A 21496-nucleotide genomic window follows, 5' to 3' on the forward strand; every position below is an offset into this window, starting at 1 on the left:
TGATGGGATCATTATGGCGTGAATCGCTCGCAGGGTCACGTTTGCCCGCCTTCGTAAGCCATAACCGTCTATAAAGTTTATCTTAGAATTAATGGTTATTATCAGGGTGCGAACTTTCTGCTTTACATCGCTATATTGCCTGCCTATAGTCAAAAACTGCTTTTTTTCGACAAATATATTCTAACTCAGTGTTTTTCATGCTGATTTGGCACACAGGGTAAAATGAATTATGGCCATAGCGACGATTGCAATTCACGGTGGTGCAGGAGCTATCGCGCGTGCCAGCATGGATGCAGAGAAAGAACTGCTCTATCGCCAGGCGCTGTTGCAGATCGTTGCCAGCGGGCAGGCGTTGCTGGCGGCGGGAGGGAGTGCGCTGGATGTGGTGACCGAGGCGGTGCGCCAGCTGGAAGAGAGTTCACTGTTTAATGCCGGGGTCGGCTCAGTCTTTACGCATGAAGGCACGCATGAGCTGGATGCCAGCGTCATGGATGGCCGCACGCGAGAAGCCGGGGCTGTGGCGGGTGTTACCCGCGTGCGTAATCCGGTGCTGGCGGCACGCACGGTGCTGGAAAACAGTCCTCATGTGTTGTTTATCGGCCAGGGTGCGGAATCGTTTGCGGCATCACATGGCCTCGAAATGGTCGAAAATGCGTTTTTCTCCACGCCAGAGCGCCGTGCACAGCTTGAGCGCGCCATCGCCACACAACAAACTCTGTTGGATCACGATGGCGATGCGTCTGGCGAACCGCTGGATCCTGACCGCAAGTTTGGCACGGTGGGTGCGGTTGCCCTCGACCAGGCGGGCAATCTTGCAGCGGCAACCTCTACGGGCGGCATGACTAACAAGCAGGTGGGTCGTGTCGGTGACTCCCCCTTACCTGGCGCAGGATGCTACGCCAGCGACAGCGTGGCCGTCTCCTGTACGGGTACCGGGGAAGTGTTTATGCGCACGCTGGCGGCCTATGATATCGCCGCGCTGATGGCGTACGCCGGACTGTCGTTACAACAGGCCAGTGACAAAGTGATCCACGAAAATATTCCTGCACTGGGCGGCAGCGGTGGGCTGATTGCCATCGACGCTGCTGGCAACGTGGTGCTGCCGTTTAACAGCGAAGGCATGTATCGCGCTTATGCCGTGGTGGGTGAACGGCCAGTGGTCGCCATTTATCGGGAGGAGCCCTGATGAGTGAGTTACCCCATCAGGATGATGTGGTGCTGTCGGTAAGCGACCTCAGCGTCAGCTTCCAGCATGAAGGCCAGCGTATTCAGGCCGTCAATAACCTGTCACTGGAGGTCCGCCGTGGCGAAACGCTGGCGATTGTTGGTGAGTCCGGTTCCGGTAAATCGGTTACCTCACTTGCCCTAATGCGGCTGGTGGAGCAGGGCGGCGGGCAAATTGACAACGGGGAGATGTGGCTACGTCGTCGCAATCATCAGTTGGTCAATCTGGCCACACAGTCGCCGTCGCAGTTGCGCACCCTGCGCGGTGCCGATATGGCGATGATTTTCCAGGAGCCGATGACCTCGCTGAACCCGGTATTCCCGGTGGGTGAGCAGATTGCCGAATCCATTCGTCTCCATCAGGGCAAAAACCACGCCGGGGCGCTGGCCGAGGCGCAGCGGATGCTCGACCTCGTGCGTATCCCTGAAGCAAAAAATGTGCTGGCGCGCTATCCGCATCAGCTTTCTGGCGGGATGCGTCAGCGTGTGATGATCGCGATGGCGCTCTCCTGCCGTCCTGCGCTGTTGATTGCCGATGAACCCACTACCGCGCTGGATGTGACCATTCAGGCACAAATACTCCAGCTGATCCGCGTGCTGCAAAAAGAGATGCAGATGGGGGTGATCTTTATCACTCACGATATGGGCGTGGTGGCCGAGATGGCCGACCGCGTTCAGGTCATGTATCGCGGTGATGTGGTGGAAACCGGCAGCGTCGAGGCGATCTTCAGTCACCCTCAACAGCCCTATACGCGTGCGCTGCTGGCAGCCGTACCGAAACTGGGGGCGATGACCGGGCGTCACTGGCCAGCCAAATTCCCGTTGGTCAGTGAAGGTGAATCCGTGGCAGAGCAGCCGCAGGATACGGTAAACCCGCAGGATACGCCGATTCTTCAGGTGCGCGACCTGGTGACGCGTTTTGATATTCGTGGCGGCCTGCTCAACCGGGTACAGCGCCGTGTGCATGCGGTAGAGAAGGTGAGCTTTGATCTGCGCCCCGGCGAAACGCTGGCGCTGGTGGGAGAGTCCGGCTGCGGCAAGTCCACCACCGGGCGTTCGCTGCTGCGGCTGGTTGAAAGCCAGGGCGGCAGCATCACTTTCAACGGCCAGCGTATCGATAATCTGACTGGGAGCGCGTTGTCGCATCTGCGGCGTGATATTCAGTTTATTTTCCAGGACCCTTATGCGTCGCTCGACCCGCGCCTGACGGTGGGGTTTTCGATCATGGAACCGCTGCTGGTGCACGGCATTGCCCGTGGGCGGGAGGCCGAGCAGCGCGTGGCCGCCCTGTTAGAGCGCGTCGGCCTGCTGCCTGAACACGCCCAGCGCTATCCCCATGAATTTTCCGGCGGGCAGCGACAACGCATCTGTATTGCCCGCGCGCTGGCGCTTAATCCGAAAGTCGTGATCGCCGATGAAGCGGTTTCCGCGCTGGATGTGTCGATCCAGGCACAGATTATTAATTTGATGCTCGATTTGCAGCGTGAATTTGGCATTGCGTTTCTGTTTATCTCGCACGATATGGCGGTGGTGGAACGAATCAGCCACCGTGTGGCGGTGATGTTCCTTGGGCAGATTGTGGAAATCGGTCCGCGCCAGGCGGTGTTCGAACATCCCCAGCATCCTTACACCCGTAAGCTGATGGCCGCTGTACCGGTGGCCGACCCTGCGCACCGGAGACGTGAACGCGCACTGCTCGTTGATGAAATACCCAGCCCAATCCACGCCCTCGGTGATGAGCCGGATGTGGCACCGCTGGTAGAGGTGAGCGCCGGGCATTACGTGGCGCGCCATGCCATAAATCGCAGCTAGAACCTGTTTACTCCAGAGTAGAACGACAATAAGGGATGACATGATGAATCACTACACGCGTAAATTGCTGTTAACTGCTGGCCTGCTCGGCAGCGTTGTTGCACTGCCTGCCTGGGCGGCGAAAGATGTCACCATTGCAGTCGCCTCAAACTTCACCACCCTGGACCCGTACGACGCGAATGACACGCTGTCGCAGGCCGTGGCAAAGTCGTTTTATCAGGGGCTGTTTGGCTTTGATAAAGAGATGAAGCTGGAAAACGTGCTGGCAGAAAGTTACCAGGCCAGCCCGGATGGACTGAGCTATACCATCAAACTAAAAACCGGTGTTAACTTCCAGGATGGCACCCCGTTTAATGCTGAAGCGGTAAAAGCCAACCTCGACCGTGCCAGTAACCCGGACAATCATCTCAAGCGGTATAACCTGTTTAAAACCATCGCCAGCACCGAAGTGGTGGACGCTAACACGGTAAAAATCACGCTTAAGCAACCGTTCTCTGCCTTTATCAACACCCTGGCCAGCCCGGCAGCGGCGATGATCTCCCCGGATGCGCTGAAGAAATACGGTAAGGATATCGGCTTCCACCCGGTCGGCACCGGTCCTTACGAGTTCGTCACCTGGAATCAGACTGATTTTGTGAAAGTGAAGAAGTTTGCGGGTTACTGGAAAGCGGGCTATCCGAAGCTGGACAGCATTACCTGGCGCCCGGTCGTGGATAACAACACCCGTTCCGCGATGCTGCAAACGGGCGAAGCCAACTTTGCTTTCCCTATCCCGTTTGAGCAGGCGAAACTGCTGGAGAAAAACAGCAAACTGGATCTGGTGACCTCGCCATCGATCATGCAGCGTTACATCAGCTTTAACGTGACGCAGAAGCCGTTTGATAACCCGAAAGTGCGTGAAGCGATCAACTACGCGATTAACCGTGAGGCGCTGGCGAAAGTGGCCTTCGCCGGTTATGCCACCCCGGCAACCGGTATTGTACCGCCGTCGATCCAGTACTCACAAAGCTACCCGGCCCCGGAATACAACCCGGCTAAAGCGCGTGAACTGTTGAAGGAAGCGGGCTATCCGAACGGCTTTACTACCGCACTGTGGTCTTCGCATAATCACAGCACTGCGCAGAAGGTGTTGCAATTCACCCAGCAGCAGCTGGCACAGGTGGGCATCAAAGTGGAACTGACGGCGATGGATGCCGGTCAGCGTGCGGCACAGGTTGAAGATAAAGGCCAGAAAGAGAGCGGCGTGCGCATGTTCTACACTGGCTGGTCTGCCTCTACCGGGGAAGCCAACTGGGCCTTAACGCCGCTGTTCGCCACGCAGTCCTGGCCGCCAACCATCTTTAACACCGCTTTCTACAGCAACACACAGGTGGATAAAGATCTGGCTGATGCGCTGAATACGACTGACGGCGAGAAAAAAGCCGCGCTGTACAAAGATGCGCAGGACCGTATCTGGAAAGATCAGCCTTGGGCACCGCTGGTCGTGGAAAAGCTGGTTTCGGCAAACACCAAAAACCTGACCGGGTTCTATGTGATGCCGGATACCTCGTTCAGCTTTGACGATGCTGACCTGAAGTAATGGACTAACGCGCCTCCCGTCAGGGAGGCGCAGGGTACAAGATGCTTAACTATTTTCTCAAACGCTTACTGGGGCTGATCCCCACGCTGCTGATCGTGGCGGTGCTGGTGTTCCTGTTTGTTCACCTGCTGCCCGGCGATCCGGCGCGACTGATTGCCGGGCGCGAAGCCGATGCCGATGTGGTGGCGATGGTGCGCCAGCAACTGGGGCTGGATTTGCCTTTGCCGCAGCAGTTCTGGCAGTACATCACCCATGCCGTGCGCGGGGATTTTGGCATCTCGATGGTGTCGAAACGCCCGGTCTCGGAAGAGATCGCCCAACGCTTTCTGCCGACGCTGTGGCTGACCCTGAGCAGCATGGTGTGGTCAGTGATTTTTGGTATGGCCATTGGCATTGTCTCTGCCGTATGGCGCAACCGCTGGCCGGACAGGCTGGGGATGACGCTGGCGGTTTCAGGGATCTCTTTCCCGGCGTTTGCGCTGGGCATCCTGCTGATGCAGGTTTTTTCCGTGGAGCTTGGCTGGCTGCCGACCGTCGGTGCCGATAGCTGGCAACATTATATTTTACCCTCCATTACCCTCGGCGCTGCCGTGGCGGCGGTGATGGCACGCTTTACCCGGGCCTCTTTCGTTGAGGTGATGCAGGAAGACTATATGCGTACTGCACGCGCTAAGGGCGTGCGTGAATCGGTGGTGGTGATCAAACACGGCCTGCGCAATGCGATGATCCCGGTGGTCACGATGATGGGCCTGCAATTTGGCTTCCTGCTGGGGGGCTCCATCGTGGTGGAGGTGGTGTTTAACTGGCCTGGCCTGGGGCGACTGCTGGTGGATTCGGTGGAAATGCGCGACTACCCGGTTATCCAGGCCGAAGTGCTGCTGTTTTCGCTGGAGTTTATCTTGATTAACCTGGTGGTCGATATGCTGTATGCCGCGATCAACCCCGCCATTCGCTACAAGTAAGGATGCATGATGATTAACTGGCGACGTAACGCCGTACTCTCAGCGCTGCCGGGTATCAGTCCCAATCGCGTCCGTACCCCGTGGCGTGAGTTCTGGCGGCGTTTTCGTCGCCAGCATGTGGCGATGATTGCCGCTGTTTTTGTGCTGCTGCTGATCCTGATTGCGCTGTTTGCACCGCTTCTCGCCCCGTTCGATGCCGAGAACTTTTTTGATTACGATCGGCTGAATGAAGGGCCGTCGCTGGTCCACTGGTTTGGCGTGGATGCGCTGGGGCGTGATATTTTCAGTCGCGTGCTGCTGGGTAGCCGGCTATCACTGGTCGCGGGTTTCTTCTCGGTAGCGGTGGGTGCCGCGATAGGCACGCTGCTGGGGCTGTTAGCCGGTTACTACGAAGGCTGGTGGGACCGCATCATTATGCGTATCTGCGATGTGCTGTTCGCGTTTCCCGGCATTCTGCTGGCGATCGCCGTGGTGGCGGTGATGGGCAACGGCATGTCGAATGTGATTCTGGCGGTGGCGATATTCAGTATTCCGGCCTTTGCCCGCCTTGTCCGCGGCAATACGCTGGTGCTGAAGCATTTGACGTATATTGAGTCGGCACGCAGTATCGGCGCATCGGATCTGACTATCATCCTGCGGCACATTCTGCCGGGGACGCTGTCGTCGATTGTGGTTTATTTCACTATGCGTATTGGTACTTCAATCATTTCGGCAGCCAGCCTGTCATTTCTTGGGCTGGGCGCGCAGCCGCCGACCCCGGAGTGGGGGGCGATGCTCAATGAGGCTCAGGCTGATATGGTGCTGGCACCGCACGTGGCGATTTTCCCCAGTCTGGCGATTTTCCTGACCGTGCTCGCCTTTAATCTGCTGGGGGATGGCCTGCGGGATGCGCTGGATCCGAAGCTAAAAACCTGACGCTGACCGCAGTCAGATCAACTATTTTGCTTATCCCGCTGGTGAAAGGTCAGGCGCGCTCTATGCTTGAATAACCTTCACTGAGCAAGGAATTTGGCAATGCAGAATTTGCGTCTCCCTCTGGTCGCCGGGCTGGCAACGTTGTGTCTTGTGCTGGCCGGCTGTTCGTCAAAAGTAGCTGATACCACACAATATTCCGGTTTTTTGCCGGATTATTCCCGCCTGAAAGCATCGGAGTCTCCCAGCGGTCATGAAACGTTGCGCTGGGTTTCACCTGATTTTAAACTGTCTGATTATCGCGGCATTTATTACACCCCGGTGGTCTATTACCCGGCAGCAAAACCGACTGCCCGCGTCAGCCAACCCACGCTGGACCAGGTGCGCAGTTATCTCGACCAGCAGCTGAAAAGTGCGGTTGGGCAGCGTAAAGCGCTGGTGAATCAGTCCGGCCCCGGCACGCTGATCATGAAAACGGCGATCACGGCGGTGAATGCCGAAAATCAGGATATGAAGTTCTATGAAGTGGTGCCGGTGGCGGCGGTCGTTGCCAGCACGATGGCGGCCTCCGGGCATCGTACTCAGAACAGTGTGCTGTTCCTGGAAACGCAGTTGCTGGATGCGAAAACCGGCAAACCGGTGGTGGAAGTGGTCCGCAAGGCTTACGGAAAAACCGTGCCTAACAGCAATGCACCGATCAATCTGAGCGAGCTGAAAAGCGGTATCGATGAGATGGTACGGGACGTTGTGACTTTCCCTGCGCAGTAAAGTACTCGTTGTTGGCCGACCGCAACACTCGGTCGGCCACTTTTATCTTGATGCTGTAACGGGTGAACTTTCTGCCCGGATTTAACGGATCATGCTTTGTAACTGACCGGCGGTTTTCATCAGATCCATGACTAACGGCTGGAGTTTTTGCTGAATGGCATTGTACTGATCCAGAGCTTTCTGGTCGGTAAACTGCACGATATTCCCGGATACGGTGACTTTGTCTCCCTGCTGTTTCAACAGATCCACCTGGCTCACCAGCAGCGTCAGCACCTCCGGGACCTGCGTGGCAACCTGCAACGCCGCATCACCCGGTGCAACAATCACTTTAGCCCACACCTGGTCATAAACCGCCTTCAGATCGTCCGGCTGTTTCAGCGCGGCATGTTTGCTTTCGCTATCCGCGCGCAGCTTCTCCAGCACCGGTTTCCAGGCGGCACTTTGATCGGCCATTTTTTTGAGGTCATCGCGCTTAGCCATCAGGTTGCTGACGGTATTCACACCCCTGAACTGGGCAAAAACTTCGCCCAGGGAGGCGCTGAACACGTTGCCCATCCCCTTGTGATAATCCGTCAGTAACGCATAGTCGCTGGCATAGGGGCCGAATGCTTTGGTCTCCTCGTCCGTCAGGGTAGGGACGGCAACCTGCGATTTTGCCAGCACGCGTGTTTGCAGGAATTCAATAAATGCCTTGCGCTGTTCTGGCTCTTTGTCGCCGCAGCCGCTTAATGTCAGCAGCAGGGCCATCATGATCAACGGTAGCAGTAAAAAACGGATGAAACCCGTCTGTGGTAATCGTGAAGTCATCAGACATATCCCTTGTAGTATTGAAAAAATAGCCCGGGGAATATAGCGCACTGAACCGGATAATTCGGCAATTATTGGTAATTTAACTACGTTTAATTAACAAATAGCGATAAGGAGCATAACGATGAGAGGTTGCCTGGCGGCGTTAACGATGGTGTCAGCGTTATTACTCAGCCCAGCGATACGGGCTGAAAAAGTCCATGCTGAGGTGCTACAGGATGGGTTGGATCATCCCTGGTCGCTGGCCTTTCTACCGGATAACCAGGGGATGTTGATCACCGAACGTTCCGGCCAGTTACGCCGCTGGCAGGCCGGAGCGGGGCTGTCTGAACCGATTGGTGGTGTGCCTGAGGTCTGGGCGCAGCGCCAGGGCGGATTGCTGGATGTGGTACTGGCACCTGATTTCTCCAGCAGCCGCCGCGTCTGGCTCAGTTATACCGTCGCCGGGCAGGACGGCCGCGCCGGAGCGGCAGTTGGCTATGGCCGGCTCAGCGAGGATCATCGCCAGCTGAGTGACTTCCGCGAAGTGCTGCGGCAGCAGGGGATGTCAACCGGTGCCAATCTGGGGACACGCCTGGCCTTTGACCGCAGCGGCCATCTGTTTATCGCTTTTGGTGATAATTTCCAGGCTGAAAAAGCGCAGGATTTGTCGGCTCTGCAAGGCAAGATTGTTCGTCTTAACGCCGATGGCTCTGTTCCGGCCGATAATCCACTGACCACTAAAGCAGGGGCTCGGCCTGAAATCTGGAGCTGGGGGATGCGTAATCCGCAGGGACTTGCCCTGAATCCGGCCAGCGGTGAAATCTGGGAGAGTGAACACGGTCCGCGTGGCGGCGATGAAGTGAATATCCCACACCGGGGCAATAATTACGGCTGGCCGCTGGCGACATGGGGGATTGATTACAGTGGTGAAAAAGTCCCCGGCTCGAAAGGAGGCCGCGTGGCGGGAACCGAGCAACCCGTCTGGTACTGGAAAGTTTCTCCGGCGATTAGCGGCATGGCGTTTTACAGCGGCACACGCTTCCCACAGTGGAAAGATTCACTGTTTATCGGTGCACTGAAAGAGAAAAACCTGATCCGCCTGAGCCTTAATGGCAATCGGGTTGAAGGGCAGGAACGTCTGCTGGCCGACCGTGGTGAGCGTATTCGTGATGTACGGGCCGGGCCGGATGGCTGGCTGTATGTGCTGACTGACGAGGCGAATGGCAAACTGCTGAAGGTGGGGTTGCAGCCTTAAGCAACAAAGCAGGGCTGACCGGAAACGATCAGCCCTGAACGTTACCGAAGCCAGTGACAGATTTCCCAGCCGCGCTGCTGAGCCAGCAGGCTGAGCGGTTCCGCAGGGTTAATAACCCAGGCATGGTCCGCATGTTCCAGCATCGGCAGGTCGTTGATGGAATCACTGTAAGCCCAGGTGCGGGAATAGGTCGGCGTTTGCGCCTGTTGCAACCAGTCGTTCAGACGGCTGACTTTGCCCTCTTTATAGGTCATGGTGCCATAGGTCTGGCCGCTGTAGCGGTCATCAACGATCTCCACGCCAATCGCCAGTGCACCGCACGCGCCCAACTGTTCTGCGATCGGTGTAACCAGATGTTCACCACTGGCCGAGATAACAATGACGGTATCGCCACGTTCCTGATGCCAGCGCATTCGCTCGCGGGCGGCAGGGTAGACGCGTGGCAGGATGTCTCGCTGAATAAAGCGGCGGATCCAGCCGGATACCGTGGCGGCTGACATCCCAGCCAGCGGGGAGAGTGTGGTATGCATATAGGCTTCCATCGACAGCGAGCCTTGATAGTATTGTTCCATCAGCGCCCGCTCTTCATCGATCAGAGCGGCAGGGGCAAATCCCTGGGAAACCAGCCAGCGCAGCCACAGGCCGGTACTGTCTTCACAAATCAGTGTTTCATCAAGATCAAACAGCGCTAAATCCATCGTCGTGACTCCTCTTGCAGACTTTTCTCAGATTAGCGGATTTTTGTGACAGGCTTAACTGTTCGCCGATAATTCGGATTTACGCCCGTTTTACTCTTTGTGAAAATGACGCTAGATTGTGCCTTATTGCAGGAAAAATCTGCCATATTGAATAAACTCTAGAAATCTTTACGGTAAAATTGTTCTTTTTCAGGATGTAACACCTTAGTGTAGGGAGTTAGTCTCCTGGCTTTAATTTTAATCATTGTCTTTCAAATGGATACCTGGTCACGACATGAAGAATATTCCCCTGTCATCCCGTGTTTATACACTGGCTACCACCTCCACGCTGTTGCTATTCACGCTATCCCCCGTCAGAGCAGAGCAGGCACCTGCCGCTCCGCAGATTGAGGCGAAAGCCTGGGTGCTGATGGACTATAACAGCGGTAAAGTGCTCACCGAGTCTAATGCCGATCAGCGCCTTGACCCGGCCAGCCTGACGAAAATGATGGCAAGCTATGTTACCGGGCAGGCTCTGAAAGCAGGCAAAATCAGCAACGATGATATGGTGACCGTTGGCAAAGACGCGTGGGCCACCGGTAACCCGGTATTGCAGGGGTCATCCCTTATGTTCCTGAAACCCGGCGACCGTATCCCGGTTTCAGAGCTGAATAAAGGCATTGTGATCCAGTCCGGTAACGATGCCAGTATTGCCCTGGCCGATCATGTGGCGGGCAGCCAGGATTCGTTTGTTGGCTTGATGAATAACTACGTGAAGGCGCTGGGGCTGCAAAATACCCATTTCAAAACAGTGCACGGGCTGGATTCCTCCGGTCAGTACAGCACTGCTCGCGATATGGCGCTGATCGGCCAGGCGTTGATTCGCGATGTGCCGGAAGAGTATGCCCTGCACAAAGAGAAAGAATTTACCTTCAATAAGATTCGCCAGCACAACCGCAACCGCCTGCTGTGGAGTACCAATTTGCACGTTGACGGTATCAAGACGGGTCATACGTCCGGTGCCGGCAACAACCTGGTGGCTTCCGCGACGGACGGCGATATGCGCCTGATCTCCGTGGTGCTGGGTGCGGCTACCGATGCGATTCGTTTCCGCGAAAGTGAAAAGCTGCTGACCTGGGGCTTCCGTTTTTTTGAGACCATCACGCCGATTAAAGCGGGGAACGCATTTGCCACCCAGCGCGTCTGGTTTGGCGACCGGAAAGAGGTCAGTCTTGGTGTGGCGAAGGATGCTTCAATTACGCTGCCAAGAGGGCAGATGAAAAATCTGAAGGCCAGTTTCACACTGACCCAACCGCAGCTGACGGCGCCGCTGGCTAAGCATCAGGTCGTTGGGACAATTGACTTCCAGTTGGATGGCAAATCGATTGAGCAACGCCCGCTGGTGGTGCTGGAGGAAGTGAAAGAGGGGGGATTCTTTAGCCGCATGTGGGACTTCGTGATGATGAAGATGAATAGCTGGTTTGGTAGCTGGTTCGCGTAAATCGTCAACGTATTGGGCGAGGCGTGCCTCGCCCCTACATACGACTTCGGGATTTTGCAGGGCGAGGTGTGCAAAGCGGTAGGGGTCAGGCATGCCTGACCCTGTGAACATCAGATCAGGTCATACGCCACGGCGGAAATTGCCACCAGGCCTACCAGCACGACAAACACATTGCTCAGCTTGCCGCTGTATTTGCGCATCGCCGGGACTTTGTTAATCGCGTACATCGGCATCAGGAACAACAGCACGGCGATGATAGGGCCACCCAGGCTCTCAATCAGGCCGAGAATGCTTGGATCGAGTGTTGCCACAATCCAGGTCGTCACCAGCATAAACAGCGCGGTAAAGCGGTTCAGTTTATGCTCGGCAATGGTTTTACCCCGGCTGCGCAGCATCTTATTCACCGTACCATTAAAGCCTTCACGTGCACCCAGATAGTGGCCCAGGAAGGATTTGGTAATGGCCACCATCGCAATAATTGGTGCCAGCCACGCCATCAGCGGGGTGTCAAAGTGGTTCGCCAGATAAGACAGAATAGAGATGTTCTGGGACTTGGCTTCCGCCAGGTTTTCCGGTGTCAGGCTCAATACACAGCTGAACACGAAGAACATCACGGTAAGCACCATCATGATATGGCTGCGTGCCAGAATGCGTGAGCATTTTGGTTCAGCCTGGTCGCCGTACTCTTCGCGTTTGGCAACGGCAAAGGCAGAGATAATCGGTGAGTGGTTGAAGGAGAACACCATGACCGGGATGGCCAGCCACAAAGTCATCATCAGACCTTTTCCGCTGCCACTCAGGCTGACGTTGTCGAAGATTGCGCTGCTCCAGTGTGGGATCAGGTATAACGCCAGCAGCATCAGTACCAGAACAAACGGATAAACCAGCACGCTCATCGTTTTGACGATGATCTCTTTACCAAAACGCACAATCGTCATCAGACCGACAATCAGAATCAGAGACAGCAGCGCACGTGGCGGTGCCTGAATCTGCAACTGGTGAGTCATGAAGCTTTCCACGGTATTGGTGATCGCCACGCTGTAGACCAGCAGGATCGGATAGATGGCAAAGAAGTAGAGCAGGGTGATCAGCTTACCGGCACCCACGCCAAAATGTTCTTCAACCACTTCAGTAATATCTTCGCCCGGATTACGGCCAGACAAGACGAAGCGGCAGAGTCCACGGTGAGCAAAATAGGTCATCGGGAAGGCCAGTACGGCCATGATGATCAACGGGATCAGGCCACCAATTCCGGCATTGATTGGCAGAAACAGTACGCCCGCACCAATCGCCGTACCATAAAGGCCGAGCATCCACATAGTGTCAGTTTTACGCCACGCGCTGGCATCCTGCGTTGCTTCGGGGCTCAACACCGCCGTTTGGGATGTGTCCATGATTTCTCCAGGGTTGAAATGTTAAAACAATTAACTAAATCGTATTCCTTCCGCGATATCAGAATTAACCCCTGATTACGGCTTTAATTAATTACTCTGATTTTATGGCGCACACTCTACCACTAGAAAAAATAGAAGAAAGCACTGTCTTTGGGGTTACCGGTGATCGAAATCACATTTCCATCACCTTTTTTAGTGTGAACATCTGTAGGGTGGGTTTTTGAAGGGGTTATTGACCAGGTAATGAGTGTTTAAACAGGTATTTACACTGATTTTTATCATTTTGGTATGGTGAAATAGTGAGCGTAGGTGGCGAAAACATCAGCTTTGTTTTTAATAATTCTTTAATTATCAATGTTTTGTATTTTTTTTAGTGGAGTGGTTTGCGGTTAATTTAAGCGCCTTGCGCAACACGCATAATATCTGGGAGATAGGTTGATGATGTTGCGCAATAAGCAAAAAGTGATTTGCATGAAATAGCCGTGCATTTTTTAAAAAAACAGGGAGAGGTGTGATCTGCATCAAAGTAAAAGGGCCTGAATAATCAGGCCCATCATGTTGGATTAATCGCGTACCCATCCTTTACTGATGGGGAAGGCAAACAACGCCCGATAGAGAGAAGAGAGGCGGGGTAGCAATGTCGCGCCAAACAACTGCCAGAATATTTGCGCAAACAGGCAGGAGAGCAGTCCCACCAGCATGCCACCCAGCATATCCAGCGGCCAGTGTACGCCCAGATAAACGCGCGACCACGCAATGGCTGCGCCAGTCACCATCAAAATCGCGCCTGACCACAGGCGGTGCCAGCAGATAAAGGCAATGGCAAAGGTAAAGATCACCGTACCGTGATCGCTGGGGTAAGAGTCATCCGGCGCATGTGACAGGAACTGATGCCCCAGACCAATAGCAAAAGGGCGCGGGTGTGGGAAGAGTTGCGCCAGGCACCAGGAAATCGCAAGGGCGTAAAGCAGTGCTATGCCGGTTTTAACCACCAGCACACGTTGTGAAGTGAGCTGGCTGCGAGGCCCCCACAGCCACAGGCCCACGATCAGCAGGGGAACAATGGCGATCACATCACGGGCAATAAAGGTGGCCAGGTCGATCAGCCATTCGGGTGACGCCGCGTTGGCATTGACCCAAAGAAACAGTGCCCGGTTCAGCTCTTCCATCATGTTGATTTCCTCGTCTTGTTAAGCAGATACGTTACGCATCCGAAAGTCACACATTGCGTCAGCCAGACCCACCATGCTGCCCACAGGTTGTGGGAGAGAAAGTGGGCGCCGCGCATAATCTGTCCAAAGCCCATCACCATGCCAACGGTCAGGGCTGCCCACCAGCAGGCCCAGGCCAGGCGTGTGCGTTGTGGGTAGAACAGAAAAAACAGCGCCAGGGCACTGAAGCCGCTGGATGCATGGCCGCCGGGGAAACAGCGTCCCGGCCCGCTGTTCACCGGGACAGCGCCGAACAACGGGTATGAGACCGCCTTCCCCCCAAATTCCACCAGATCCCACGGACAGGAGTGGGCACTGGTGGCCTTGAGTACGCCCACCACCAGCGGGCCAATGCCCATCAACAATGCCACTAATACCCAGCGTGGCTGACGGCGTACCACGCCGGCCAGCAGCAGTACGATACCCCCGCCAATGACCATCTGTTTAAGCAGCCGATGGTTAATCAAATCAAGCCAGTGATTATCTTTCCACGGAAATTGCTGTGTCAGCGGGTCAAACCACAGGCGAGTGATCGCCATATCGATGCTTTCACTGCGCGACAACCAGATAAACACCATGGCGCTGAGGATCAGTAGCACGAATTGCTTAAGGTAAAAGTGTGTGGGCAAGGGGTAAAGAGAATCGCTCTTAATTACACGATTCGTTTGGCTTTTGTTGAGAATTAATGATGATTTCATGACAGTTTGGCGACCAGGGGAGCATGGTGCTACTTTGCCGTGAGGGGCTTAAGGAAACATTAAGAAGGCCGCAGAAAATCGGACAGGAGCAGAAAAGAAAAAAACCCGAAAATCATAAGATTAACGGGCTCCACAATAAGGGGATTTCAAAGAAAAGCAGTGGCATAAATTAAGACTTCACGCCGTCACAAAAGTTCTCTGAAATCGATTAATTATTTTATCCGCCTAAAATCGGCCAGATTATCACGATTAATGTTCCAGCCAGCGTCAGTAAAACGTTAGCAATGGCATAGGTTCCTGCATAGCCCAGTGCCGGGATGTTACTACGTGCAGTATCGCTGATTATTTCCATCGCCGGGGCGCAGGTGCGGGCACCCATAATGGCGCCAAACAGCAGGGCGCGGTTCATTTTCAGTACCCAGGCACCGAACAGGAAGCAGATAATCACCGGCACCAGACTGACAACCAGCCCGGCACCCAGCATCAGCAGACCGGTTTCGCCTAAACCGTGGGTGATGCCGCTACCGGCGCTTAAACCGACACCCGCCATAAATACCATCAGCCCGAACTCTTTCACCATCGTCAGCGCGCCCTGAGGAATGTAGCCAAAGGTTGGATGATTGGCACGCAGGAATCCCAGCATAATACCGGCAAACAGCAGACCTGCCGCGTTGCCAATGCCGAAACTAAAGCTGCTGAACTGGAAGGTGATCATCCCGATCATCAGGCCGACGATAAAGAAGGCACAAAATGCCAGTAGGTCGGTCATCTGACTGTGAATCGAGATAAAGCCGATGCGGTCGGCGACGGATTTCACGCGTCGTGCTTCACCGCTGATGTGCAACACATCGCCTTTGTTCAGGATAATGTTGTCGTCGATAGGCATTTCGATCTGGCTGCGGATCACCCGGTTAAGGAAGCAGCCGTGGTCTGTCAGCTTCAACTGGCTCAGACGTTTATTCACGGCATTGTTATTCTTAACCACGATCTCTTCATTGACGATGCGCATATCCAGCAGGTCGCGGTCGAACACTTCTTTTCCGTTACGGAAGCTCGGATCCAGGCGGGAATGCGCGTCAGGATAGCCTACCAGCGAGATCTCATCGCCAGGTTGGAGCAGGGCATCGCCGTCGGGGTTGGCGAGAATGCCATTACGGCGAATTCGCTCAATGTAGCAGCCGGTTTGACGGTAGATACCCAGCTCACGCAGATTCTTCCCATCGCTCCAGGCAACCAGTTCCGGGCCAACGCGATAGGCACGGATCACTGGCAAATAGACTTTGCGCTGGCTGTCCGGGTCCAGCCCACGTTCGCGGGCAATCTGCTGTGCGCTGGTCGGCAGGTCCTGATGCTGTAATTTAGGCAGGTAACGTGCACCAATAATCAAACTTACCAGGCCCATCAGGTAGGTCAGCGCATAGCCAAGGCTAAGATGATCCTGTGCCAGCGTCAGGCTTTTCTCGTCGGTGAGGGTTTGCCGCAGGGTATCGCCCGCGCCAACCAGCACCGGCGTGGAGGTCATTGAACCGGCCAGCATCCCGGCGGTCAGGCCGATATCCCAGCCGAACAGTTTCCCGAGTCCAAGCGCAAGTATCATCGCACTGGTGACCATGACAATCGCCAGCATGAGATAGTTTTTTCCATCGCGGAATAAAATAGAGAAAAAATTCGGCCCGGCTTCCACGCCGACACAAAAAATAAATAACATAAAGCCGAGATTGAGTGCTTCAGTATTAATCGAAAAATGCTGCTGGCCGAGCAGTAATGAAACAACTAAAACACCAATAGAATTACCCAGTTGAACAGATCCTAACCGAAGTTTGCCTAAACATAACCCCAGGGCGAGTACGACAAATAATAACAGAATGTAATTTCCACTTAACAAATCTGCGATGTTTATATTCACGGTTTAACTTCTTGTTTACCAGTAACCTATTGAAGAAAAGGGGTTTATACGCTAGATTCCACCCTGTGTTCGTCATTCGTCCGCTGTGGGTTAACAGGACTTGCCAACAGCCAGATAAATTGCACCACTATGTTAATCCCTATGCCGATTGACAGCCAGTCTCCGGCACGCTTATTTGTTACCCGTTCTGTTTTTATCGAATAGGCTGACCAAAAACGGCAATTACCCATAGTGACTGAAATGGCTAATTGATGCGTTGAATTGAATTGGGTTTTAAATAACCTGGAGAAAATTCCCGTGTGGATAAAAGGTATCCGTTGGACAGGCCTGATTGCCTGTAGCGCACTCTATGGTGCGATCTATATCGCCGTGCGCTATCCGCTGCCCGCAGGATACATCGGCCATGCACAGTTGGGTCTGTTGTTGTTTGTGCTGCCGGGCGCGCTGGCAGCGTTGACCTCAAAAGAGTCCCCTCTGACGGCAATGGTGATTGCTATCGCACTGGCATCCCCTCCTTGCCTAGTGCTGATGCAGTCTGACGGTTTTAACTCTGTGGGCCTGGGGCAGGAGATCGCGTTTATCGCCAGTGCGGTATTCTGGTGCGGGTCTGGCACATTGGGCGTGATGCTGTGGCGCACGCTGATGGATATCCATCACCAGCAGGATGGAAAAGGGCGTTTATAGCATTGCTGCAAAAGCAAAGGGCCGATCTCAACGATCGGCCCTGACAGTCATCATGGCTGCGGTGATACGGGTCGATCGGAAAAGATGATCGACCCCTACGGTAATCATCCCCGCAAGGCGGTGATGATTACTGGAACAGGCCCAGATTGTCTTTGGCATAGGCTTCGAAATCAGTGCAGCCGCCAATATGGGTTGAATCGAGGAAGATCTGCGGCACGGTTTCTACCGGTTTACCCACCGTCTTCTCTAAGTCAGCTTTAGTGATCCCTTCCGCGTGAATATCGATGTAGCGGAAATTGAAGTCTTCACGTTCTTCAGTCAGTTTTTCAGCCAGCTCGGTCGCGCGAACACAGTAAGGGCAGCCAGGGCGTCCAAAAATCACTGCAAACATAGGTTTCTCCTCAAAGGGTCAGAATTTTATGTGATTAACATCACATTTCATTGCTCAATGGCGCTTATGATGCCCGCATCCTCCGGTGAAAGGAAGAAGGAATTACCTGTTAGTCTGATTCGCAGCACCTATGCACAAGGGCATAATCTACGCTTTAATACCCCCTTTCAGCAGGAATATCGTCATCAGCAGGAGAGCCGTTATGCGTGCCTTTAGTCAACTGCCCCGGGCGGTGTTAGTTCTCGAAGTATTCGGTATTTTGCTCTTGATCCTGTCTTACCTCACGTTACATGAAATGCTACCCTTGCCGTCGCCTTTTACCGGTAAGCTTGCAGCAACGCTGATGATCTTTGCCGGTATTGCCCTGATGCTGCCTGCCGCCACGGTGATGATGTGGCGGACAGCGAAGGTGATGGCACCCGAACTTTTTAACACGCGCCGTTCGCGTGATAAGCCCAAATCAGGAGATTCCCATGACGCCGACCATTGAACTACTGCGTTCACACCGTTCGATTCGCGCCTACAGCGACCAGGTTATCACCGCAGAGCAGCGTGCCGCGATTCTGGATGCTGCACAGTCGGCCTCCACCTCCAGCTTTTTACAGTGCTCCTCGATTATTCGTATTACGGATACTGAGACGCGCAATGCGCTGGTCGCTTTGAGCGGCGGGCAAAAATACGTTGCCGAGGCCGCCGAATTTTGGGTGTTTTGTGCCGATTTCAACCGTAACCAGCAGATCTGCCCGGACGCCGAATTAGGGCTGGCAGAACAGCTGCTATTGGGTTGTATCGATACGGCGTTGATGGCGCAGAATGCTCTGGTCGCTGCCGAATCGCTCGGTTTCGGCGGCTGCTTTATTGGTGGCATCCGTAACCATATCGCTGATGTGACGGAGCTGCTGGGTTTGCCGAAGTTCGTTCTGCCACTGTTTGGCCTCTGCCTGGGCAGCCCGGAGCAGGATCCTGATCATAAACCGCGTATGCCTGCGGGGCTGTTGATGCATGAAAACTGTTATCAGCCGATCGATCCTGCGTTACTGGCGCAATATGACCGCGAACTGGTGGCCTATTACCAGTCACGCGACAGCAACCGTCGCTCGGAAAGCTGGAGCGAGCACATTCAGAAGACGCTGATCAAGGAGAGCCGTCCGTTTATTCTTGATTACCTGCATCAGCAGGGCTGGGCTACGCGCTAATCCTTTTGGCCCCGGAGGCTATTGGTGAAAATTGCTATTCTTTCCCGTGATGGTTCGCTTTACTCGTGTAAACGTCTGCTGGAGGCCGCGCGAGCGCGTGGTCACAGCATTGACGTCATCGACCCGCTCTCCTGCTATATGAATATCAACCCTGGCGCATCGGCTATCCATTACCGGGGGCGCCAGCTGTCACATTATGACGCGGTTATTCCACGCATTGGTTCGGCCACCACGTTTTACGGCACGGCGGTACTGCGCCAGTTTGAAATGTGTGGCAGCTACCCGCTGAATGAATCGCTGGCGATAGCCAGGGCGCGTGACAAGCTGCGCTCGCTGCAACTCCTGGCGCGAGCGGGGATTGCCATGCCGATCACCGGATTTGCCCATTCACCGGATGACACCCGCGATTTGATCGAGATGGTGGGCGGTGCGCCGTTGGTGGTCAAGCTGGTGGAAGGTACCCAGGGGATTGGAGTGGTGCTGGCAGAAACCCGCCAGGCTGCGGAAAGTGTGATTGATGCTTTTCGCGGTCTGAATGCTCATATTCTGGTACAGGAGTTTATCAAAGAGGCGCGCGGGCGTGACGTGCGTTGCCTGGTGATCGGTGGGAAAGTGGTGGGTGCGATCGAGCGTGAGGCAAAAGAAGGTGATTTTCGTTCTAACCTGCATCGCGGCGGCACTGCCCGGCGTGTGACGATCAGCGACAGCGAGCGAGAGATAGCGATTAAAGCGGCCACCACGCTGGGGCTTGATGTGGCCGGCGTCGATATTCTGCGTGCCAGCCGGGGACCGCTGGTGATGGAAGTTAACGCATCTCCTGGATTAGAAGGTATTGAGAAAACCACCGGCCTGGATATTGCGGCGATGATGATTGGCTGGATTGAAGAGCAGGCCCAGCCGGGTTTTTGTTTGAAAACCGGTGGTTAACCTCAAGAAGCGATCTTATTCAACAGAGGGGTGACGCTGTAAAAGGGTAATGCAGAGAGTACCGTGAATAAAATCATGCGGTCAGGTGTTTACGCAATGACGTCTAAAGAGAGGTTTACCCATGATGCGTTCTTGCTGCTTTCTGAGTTTTTTACTGCTGATCAGCCCGGTTCTGTATGCTGCGCCTGAAACCTATGTCATCTCGACGGACAAAACTGCCATCGGGCTTTCCTGGCGCGCGTTTGGCCACGCGTTTTCTCAGGCGCATTTAGAGGGGGTGACGGGAACGGTGATACTGGATCCCATGGCGGACTGGGACGATCATATTGAGGTGAAAATACCGGTCGCCACGCTGGTTGCGTCAAACATCCTCCTCACCAGTCAGATGAAAAGTGCCCTGTTTTTTGATGCGGTTCATTATCCCTGGATACGCTTTACCAGCAGCCGCGTGGTGGCACTGGGGCAGGGGCAGTTCAGAATTTTCGGTCTTTTATCCGTCAAAGATGTTCGTCGTCCGATCATCATGGAGGCGACGCTGGATAATCACGGTGTGTTATCGCCAGAGGCACAAACGCTGGCACTGCATGCATCCACCGCGATTTCGCGCAGTGCATTTCGGGTTGATCGCCTTGTCGGCATTGTTGACGATCGGGTGGCAATTGACCTGACGATTGCGGCGCACGCCACGCGGCCATAATATTCGTTGGTCTGAATGCTGCAGCGGCAGGGGGCGTTCTGTTGTTGCCTCAGGCGGCGTGGCCAGGAAGTGTCTCCCTGAGTTAATGCTTAAAACCAGCTGCTGGCGTCATATTTCTGTCGTAATCATGGTTTTTGGCGGCGTTTTTACGTAAGCTAGGGCGCAATTTTATTGCGGCATGAGACAAAGAATATGGATTCACTCGTCGTTCCGGATCTCGACGTATTGCGACGTTGGCTGGATCAGCAAAGCATCACCTGGTTTGAGTGTGATTCATGCCAGGCACTACATCTGCCGCATATGCAGAATTTTGATGGGGTGTTTGATGCCAAACTCGATTTGGTGGATAACGTCATTCTGTTTTCGGCTCTGGCTGAAGTTAAACCCACGGCCCTGATCCCGCTGCTGGGCGAATTGTCACAGATCAATGCCAGTTCGCTGACGGTGAAAGCGTTCCTTGATATTCAGGACGATAATCTGCCGAAACTGATAGTCTGCCAGTCGCTGAGTGTGACCGCCGGGTTGACCTATGGCCAGTTTGTCCATTTTATGAAGCAGAGCGAAGAGCAAATTTCGATGATCGTCATGGAGGCTTTTGCCAATAATCTACTGATGATCGGTGAAGATGACGATCGGACACCCGTGAGCACGGGGCATTCGGTTCTGCATTAATCGGCATTTTTACACCCATGCTTTCCTCCGGGCGGATACTCTTTCCGCCCGTTTTAATCCTGTTTCCTCTGTTCACTCCACGCCCCTGAATCAAATGCTGTTTTAAACACCAACTTCAGCATGATCATAACCACTTTTTATTCTGCATTTTGCCCTATATTGCCAGATATCTGTCGCTGTTTATGCCGTGAATGGCGTATCACATAGAGGAAACATGCATAAAAAATCGATAAAAGGCGTT

General features: G+C 54.3%; 21 protein-coding genes. 14 read left to right on the forward strand and 7 right to left on the reverse strand.

From position 1 onward, the window contains the following. The first annotated feature begins 229 nt into the window (after positions 1 to 229). The 6 genes from WH277_RS13115 (at position 230) to WH277_RS13140 (ending at position 7257) form a co-directional block, all read left to right on the forward strand. Entirely contained in the window at positions 230 to 1186 is a 957-nt protein-coding gene (locus tag WH277_RS13115) for an isoaspartyl peptidase/L-asparaginase family protein (RefSeq protein ID WP_339505777.1), read from the forward strand. Beyond that, the gene (gene gsiA, locus WH277_RS13120; RefSeq protein ID WP_339505778.1) at positions 1186 to 3036 is read left to right on the forward strand and encodes a glutathione ABC transporter ATP-binding protein GsiA; all 1851 of its coding nucleotides are present in this window, start codon (positions 1186 to 1188) and stop codon (positions 3034 to 3036) included. Before WH277_RS13115 ends, gsiA begins: the two co-directional genes overlap by 1 nt. A 40-nt stretch (positions 3037 to 3076) precedes the next feature. Continuing rightward, a complete protein-coding gene (gsiB, locus tag WH277_RS13125) occupies positions 3077 to 4615 on the forward strand; it encodes a glutathione ABC transporter substrate-binding protein GsiB (RefSeq protein WP_171149364.1) in 1539 nt (512 codons plus the stop codon). Between the two features lie 41 nt (positions 4616 to 4656). Further along, entirely contained in the window at positions 4657 to 5577 is a 921-nt protein-coding gene (gsiC, locus tag WH277_RS13130; protein WP_133841096.1) for a glutathione ABC transporter permease GsiC, read from the forward strand. Positions 5578 to 5586: 9 nt separating this feature from the next. Then, positions 5587 to 6492 (forward strand): glutathione ABC transporter permease GsiD, encoded by a 906-nt coding sequence (gene gsiD / locus WH277_RS13135; RefSeq protein ID WP_133842091.1) that lies wholly within the window; start codon positions 5587 to 5589, stop codon positions 6490 to 6492. A 99-nt stretch (positions 6493 to 6591) separates the two neighbouring features. Then, entirely contained in the window at positions 6592 to 7257 is a 666-nt protein-coding gene (locus WH277_RS13140) for a DUF3313 domain-containing protein (protein ID WP_159338107.1), read from the forward strand. Positions 7258 to 7338: 81 nt separating this feature from the next. Here the strand turns inward: WH277_RS13140 and WH277_RS13145 are convergent, their stop codons facing one another. After that, positions 7339 to 8064, reverse strand: coding sequence for a DUF3053 domain-containing protein (locus WH277_RS13145; protein ID WP_159338108.1), 726 nt, complete (start codon positions 8062 to 8064; stop codon positions 7339 to 7341). A 124-nt stretch (positions 8065 to 8188) separates the two neighbouring features. Here WH277_RS13145 and WH277_RS13150 point away from each other — a divergent pair, with 124 nt between their 5' ends. Beyond that, positions 8189 to 9301 carry a PQQ-dependent sugar dehydrogenase gene (locus WH277_RS13150; RefSeq protein ID WP_133841093.1) on the forward strand — a complete coding sequence of 371 codons (1113 nt, stop codon included), beginning with the start codon at positions 8189 to 8191 and terminating at the stop codon, positions 9299 to 9301. A 41-nt stretch (positions 9302 to 9342) separates the two neighbouring features. Here WH277_RS13150 and WH277_RS13155 read toward each other — a convergent pair whose 3' ends face one another. After that, the gene (locus WH277_RS13155; protein WP_133841092.1) at positions 9343 to 9999 is read right to left on the reverse strand and encodes an HAD family hydrolase; all 657 of its coding nucleotides are present in this window, start codon (positions 9997 to 9999) and stop codon (positions 9343 to 9345) included. A 274-nt stretch (positions 10000 to 10273) separates the two neighbouring features. Between WH277_RS13155 and WH277_RS13160 the strand changes: the two genes are divergently transcribed. Further along, complete coding sequence (locus tag WH277_RS13160) at positions 10274 to 11479, forward strand: serine hydrolase (RefSeq protein ID WP_133841091.1); 1206 nt, start codon at positions 10274 to 10276, stop codon at positions 11477 to 11479. Positions 11480 to 11589: 110 nt separating this feature from the next. On the opposite strand, the gene WH277_RS13165 is transcribed toward WH277_RS13160, so the two are convergent. The 4 genes from WH277_RS13165 to WH277_RS13180 form a co-directional block, all read right to left on the reverse strand. Continuing rightward, positions 11590 to 12873, reverse strand: a complete 1284-nt coding sequence (locus WH277_RS13165; protein ID WP_159338109.1) for an HAAAP family serine/threonine permease — start codon at positions 12871 to 12873, stop codon at positions 11590 to 11592. 563 nt (positions 12874 to 13436) lie between these two features. Then, positions 13437 to 14042 carry an undecaprenyl-diphosphate phosphatase gene (gene ybjG, locus WH277_RS13170; RefSeq protein ID WP_159338128.1) on the reverse strand — a complete coding sequence of 202 codons (606 nt, stop codon included), beginning with the start codon at positions 14040 to 14042 and terminating at the stop codon, positions 13437 to 13439. Beyond that, the gene (locus WH277_RS13175; RefSeq protein ID WP_171149367.1) at positions 14042 to 14782 is read right to left on the reverse strand and encodes a phosphatase PAP2 family protein; all 741 of its coding nucleotides are present in this window, start codon (positions 14780 to 14782) and stop codon (positions 14042 to 14044) included. Before WH277_RS13175 ends, ybjG begins: the two co-directional genes overlap by 1 nt. A gap of 217 nt (positions 14783 to 14999) precedes the next feature. Further along, entirely contained in the window at positions 15000 to 16688 is a 1689-nt protein-coding gene (locus WH277_RS13180) for an aspartate:alanine antiporter (protein WP_339455068.1), read from the reverse strand. A gap of 297 nt (positions 16689 to 16985) precedes the next feature. On the opposite strand from WH277_RS13180, the gene ybjM reads away from it, so the two are divergent. Next, on the forward strand, positions 16986 to 17372 hold the full coding sequence (gene ybjM / locus WH277_RS13185; RefSeq protein WP_159338111.1) for an inner membrane protein YbjM: 387 nt from the start codon (positions 16986 to 16988) through the stop codon (positions 17370 to 17372). A gap of 127 nt (positions 17373 to 17499) precedes the next feature. Here the strand turns inward: ybjM and WH277_RS13190 are convergent, their stop codons facing one another. Next, complete coding sequence (locus WH277_RS13190; RefSeq protein WP_200640794.1) at positions 17500 to 17763, reverse strand: GrxA family glutaredoxin; 264 nt, start codon at positions 17761 to 17763, stop codon at positions 17500 to 17502. Between the two features lie 202 nt (positions 17764 to 17965). On the opposite strand from WH277_RS13190, the gene WH277_RS13195 reads away from it, so the two are divergent. The 5 genes from WH277_RS13195 to WH277_RS13215 all read left to right on the forward strand — a co-directional run bounded on the left by WH277_RS13195 (position 17966) and on the right by WH277_RS13215 (position 21255). Next, entirely contained in the window at positions 17966 to 18253 is a 288-nt protein-coding gene (locus tag WH277_RS13195) for a YbjC family protein (RefSeq protein ID WP_133841085.1), read from the forward strand. Further along, the gene (nfsA, locus tag WH277_RS13200; protein ID WP_339505779.1) at positions 18237 to 18959 is read left to right on the forward strand and encodes an oxygen-insensitive NADPH nitroreductase; all 723 of its coding nucleotides are present in this window, start codon (positions 18237 to 18239) and stop codon (positions 18957 to 18959) included. The genes WH277_RS13195 and nfsA overlap by 17 nt, the downstream gene beginning before the upstream one ends. 24 nt (positions 18960 to 18983) lie before the next feature. Then, positions 18984 to 19886 carry a 30S ribosomal protein S6--L-glutamate ligase gene (gene rimK, locus WH277_RS13205; protein WP_133841083.1) on the forward strand — a complete coding sequence of 301 codons (903 nt, stop codon included), beginning with the start codon at positions 18984 to 18986 and terminating at the stop codon, positions 19884 to 19886. 121 nt (positions 19887 to 20007) lie between these two features. After that, positions 20008 to 20583: a YceI family protein gene (locus WH277_RS13210; RefSeq protein ID WP_133841082.1), complete on the forward strand. Its 576-nt coding sequence runs from the start codon at positions 20008 to 20010 to the stop codon at positions 20581 to 20583. A 192-nt stretch (positions 20584 to 20775) separates the two neighbouring features. Then, positions 20776 to 21255 carry a YbjN domain-containing protein gene (locus WH277_RS13215; RefSeq protein WP_133841081.1) on the forward strand — a complete coding sequence of 160 codons (480 nt, stop codon included), beginning with the start codon at positions 20776 to 20778 and terminating at the stop codon, positions 21253 to 21255. Positions 21256 to 21496 lie beyond the last annotated feature (241 nt).

It is taken from the genome of Erwinia sp. MYb416 (assembly GCF_037479575.1).
Lineage (GTDB): Bacteria > Pseudomonadota > Gammaproteobacteria > Enterobacterales > Enterobacteriaceae > Erwinia > Erwinia rhapontici.

Coding starts and splice junctions, on each gene's coding strand:
- WH277_RS13215 (WP_133841081.1), top strand. CDS start 20,776: ATGGATTCACTCGTCGTTCCGGATCTCGACGTATTGCGACGTTGGCTG.
- WH277_RS13175 (WP_171149367.1), bottom strand. CDS start 14,782: ATGAAATCATCATTAATTCTCAACAAAAGCCAAACGAATCGTGTAATT.
- WH277_RS13140 (WP_159338107.1), top strand. CDS start 6,592: ATGCAGAATTTGCGTCTCCCTCTGGTCGCCGGGCTGGCAACGTTGTGT.
- WH277_RS13155 (WP_133841092.1), bottom strand. CDS start 9,999: ATGGATTTAGCGCTGTTTGATCTTGATGAAACACTGATTTGTGAAGAC.
- gsiA (WP_339505778.1), top strand. CDS start 1,186: ATGAGTGAGTTACCCCATCAGGATGATGTGGTGCTGTCGGTAAGCGAC.
- ybjG (WP_159338128.1), bottom strand. CDS start 14,042: ATGGAAGAGCTGAACCGGGCACTGTTTCTTTGGGTCAATGCCAACGCG.
- WH277_RS13160 (WP_133841091.1), top strand. CDS start 10,274: ATGAAGAATATTCCCCTGTCATCCCGTGTTTATACACTGGCTACCACC.
- WH277_RS13210 (WP_133841082.1), top strand. CDS start 20,008: ATGATGCGTTCTTGCTGCTTTCTGAGTTTTTTACTGCTGATCAGCCCG.
- WH277_RS13145 (WP_159338108.1), bottom strand. CDS start 8,064: ATGACTTCACGATTACCACAGACGGGTTTCATCCGTTTTTTACTGCTA.
- WH277_RS13195 (WP_133841085.1), top strand. CDS start 17,966: ATGCGTGCCTTTAGTCAACTGCCCCGGGCGGTGTTAGTTCTCGAAGTA.
- WH277_RS13115 (WP_339505777.1), top strand. CDS start 230: ATGGCCATAGCGACGATTGCAATTCACGGTGGTGCAGGAGCTATCGCG.
- WH277_RS13165 (WP_159338109.1), bottom strand. CDS start 12,873: ATGGACACATCCCAAACGGCGGTGTTGAGCCCCGAAGCAACGCAGGAT.
- nfsA (WP_339505779.1), top strand. CDS start 18,237: ATGACGCCGACCATTGAACTACTGCGTTCACACCGTTCGATTCGCGCC.
- gsiD (WP_133842091.1), top strand. CDS start 5,587: ATGATTAACTGGCGACGTAACGCCGTACTCTCAGCGCTGCCGGGTATC.
- WH277_RS13150 (WP_133841093.1), top strand. CDS start 8,189: ATGAGAGGTTGCCTGGCGGCGTTAACGATGGTGTCAGCGTTATTACTC.
- gsiB (WP_171149364.1), top strand. CDS start 3,077: ATGATGAATCACTACACGCGTAAATTGCTGTTAACTGCTGGCCTGCTC.
- gsiC (WP_133841096.1), top strand. CDS start 4,657: ATGCTTAACTATTTTCTCAAACGCTTACTGGGGCTGATCCCCACGCTG.
- WH277_RS13190 (WP_200640794.1), bottom strand. CDS start 17,763: ATGTTTGCAGTGATTTTTGGACGCCCTGGCTGCCCTTACTGTGTTCGC.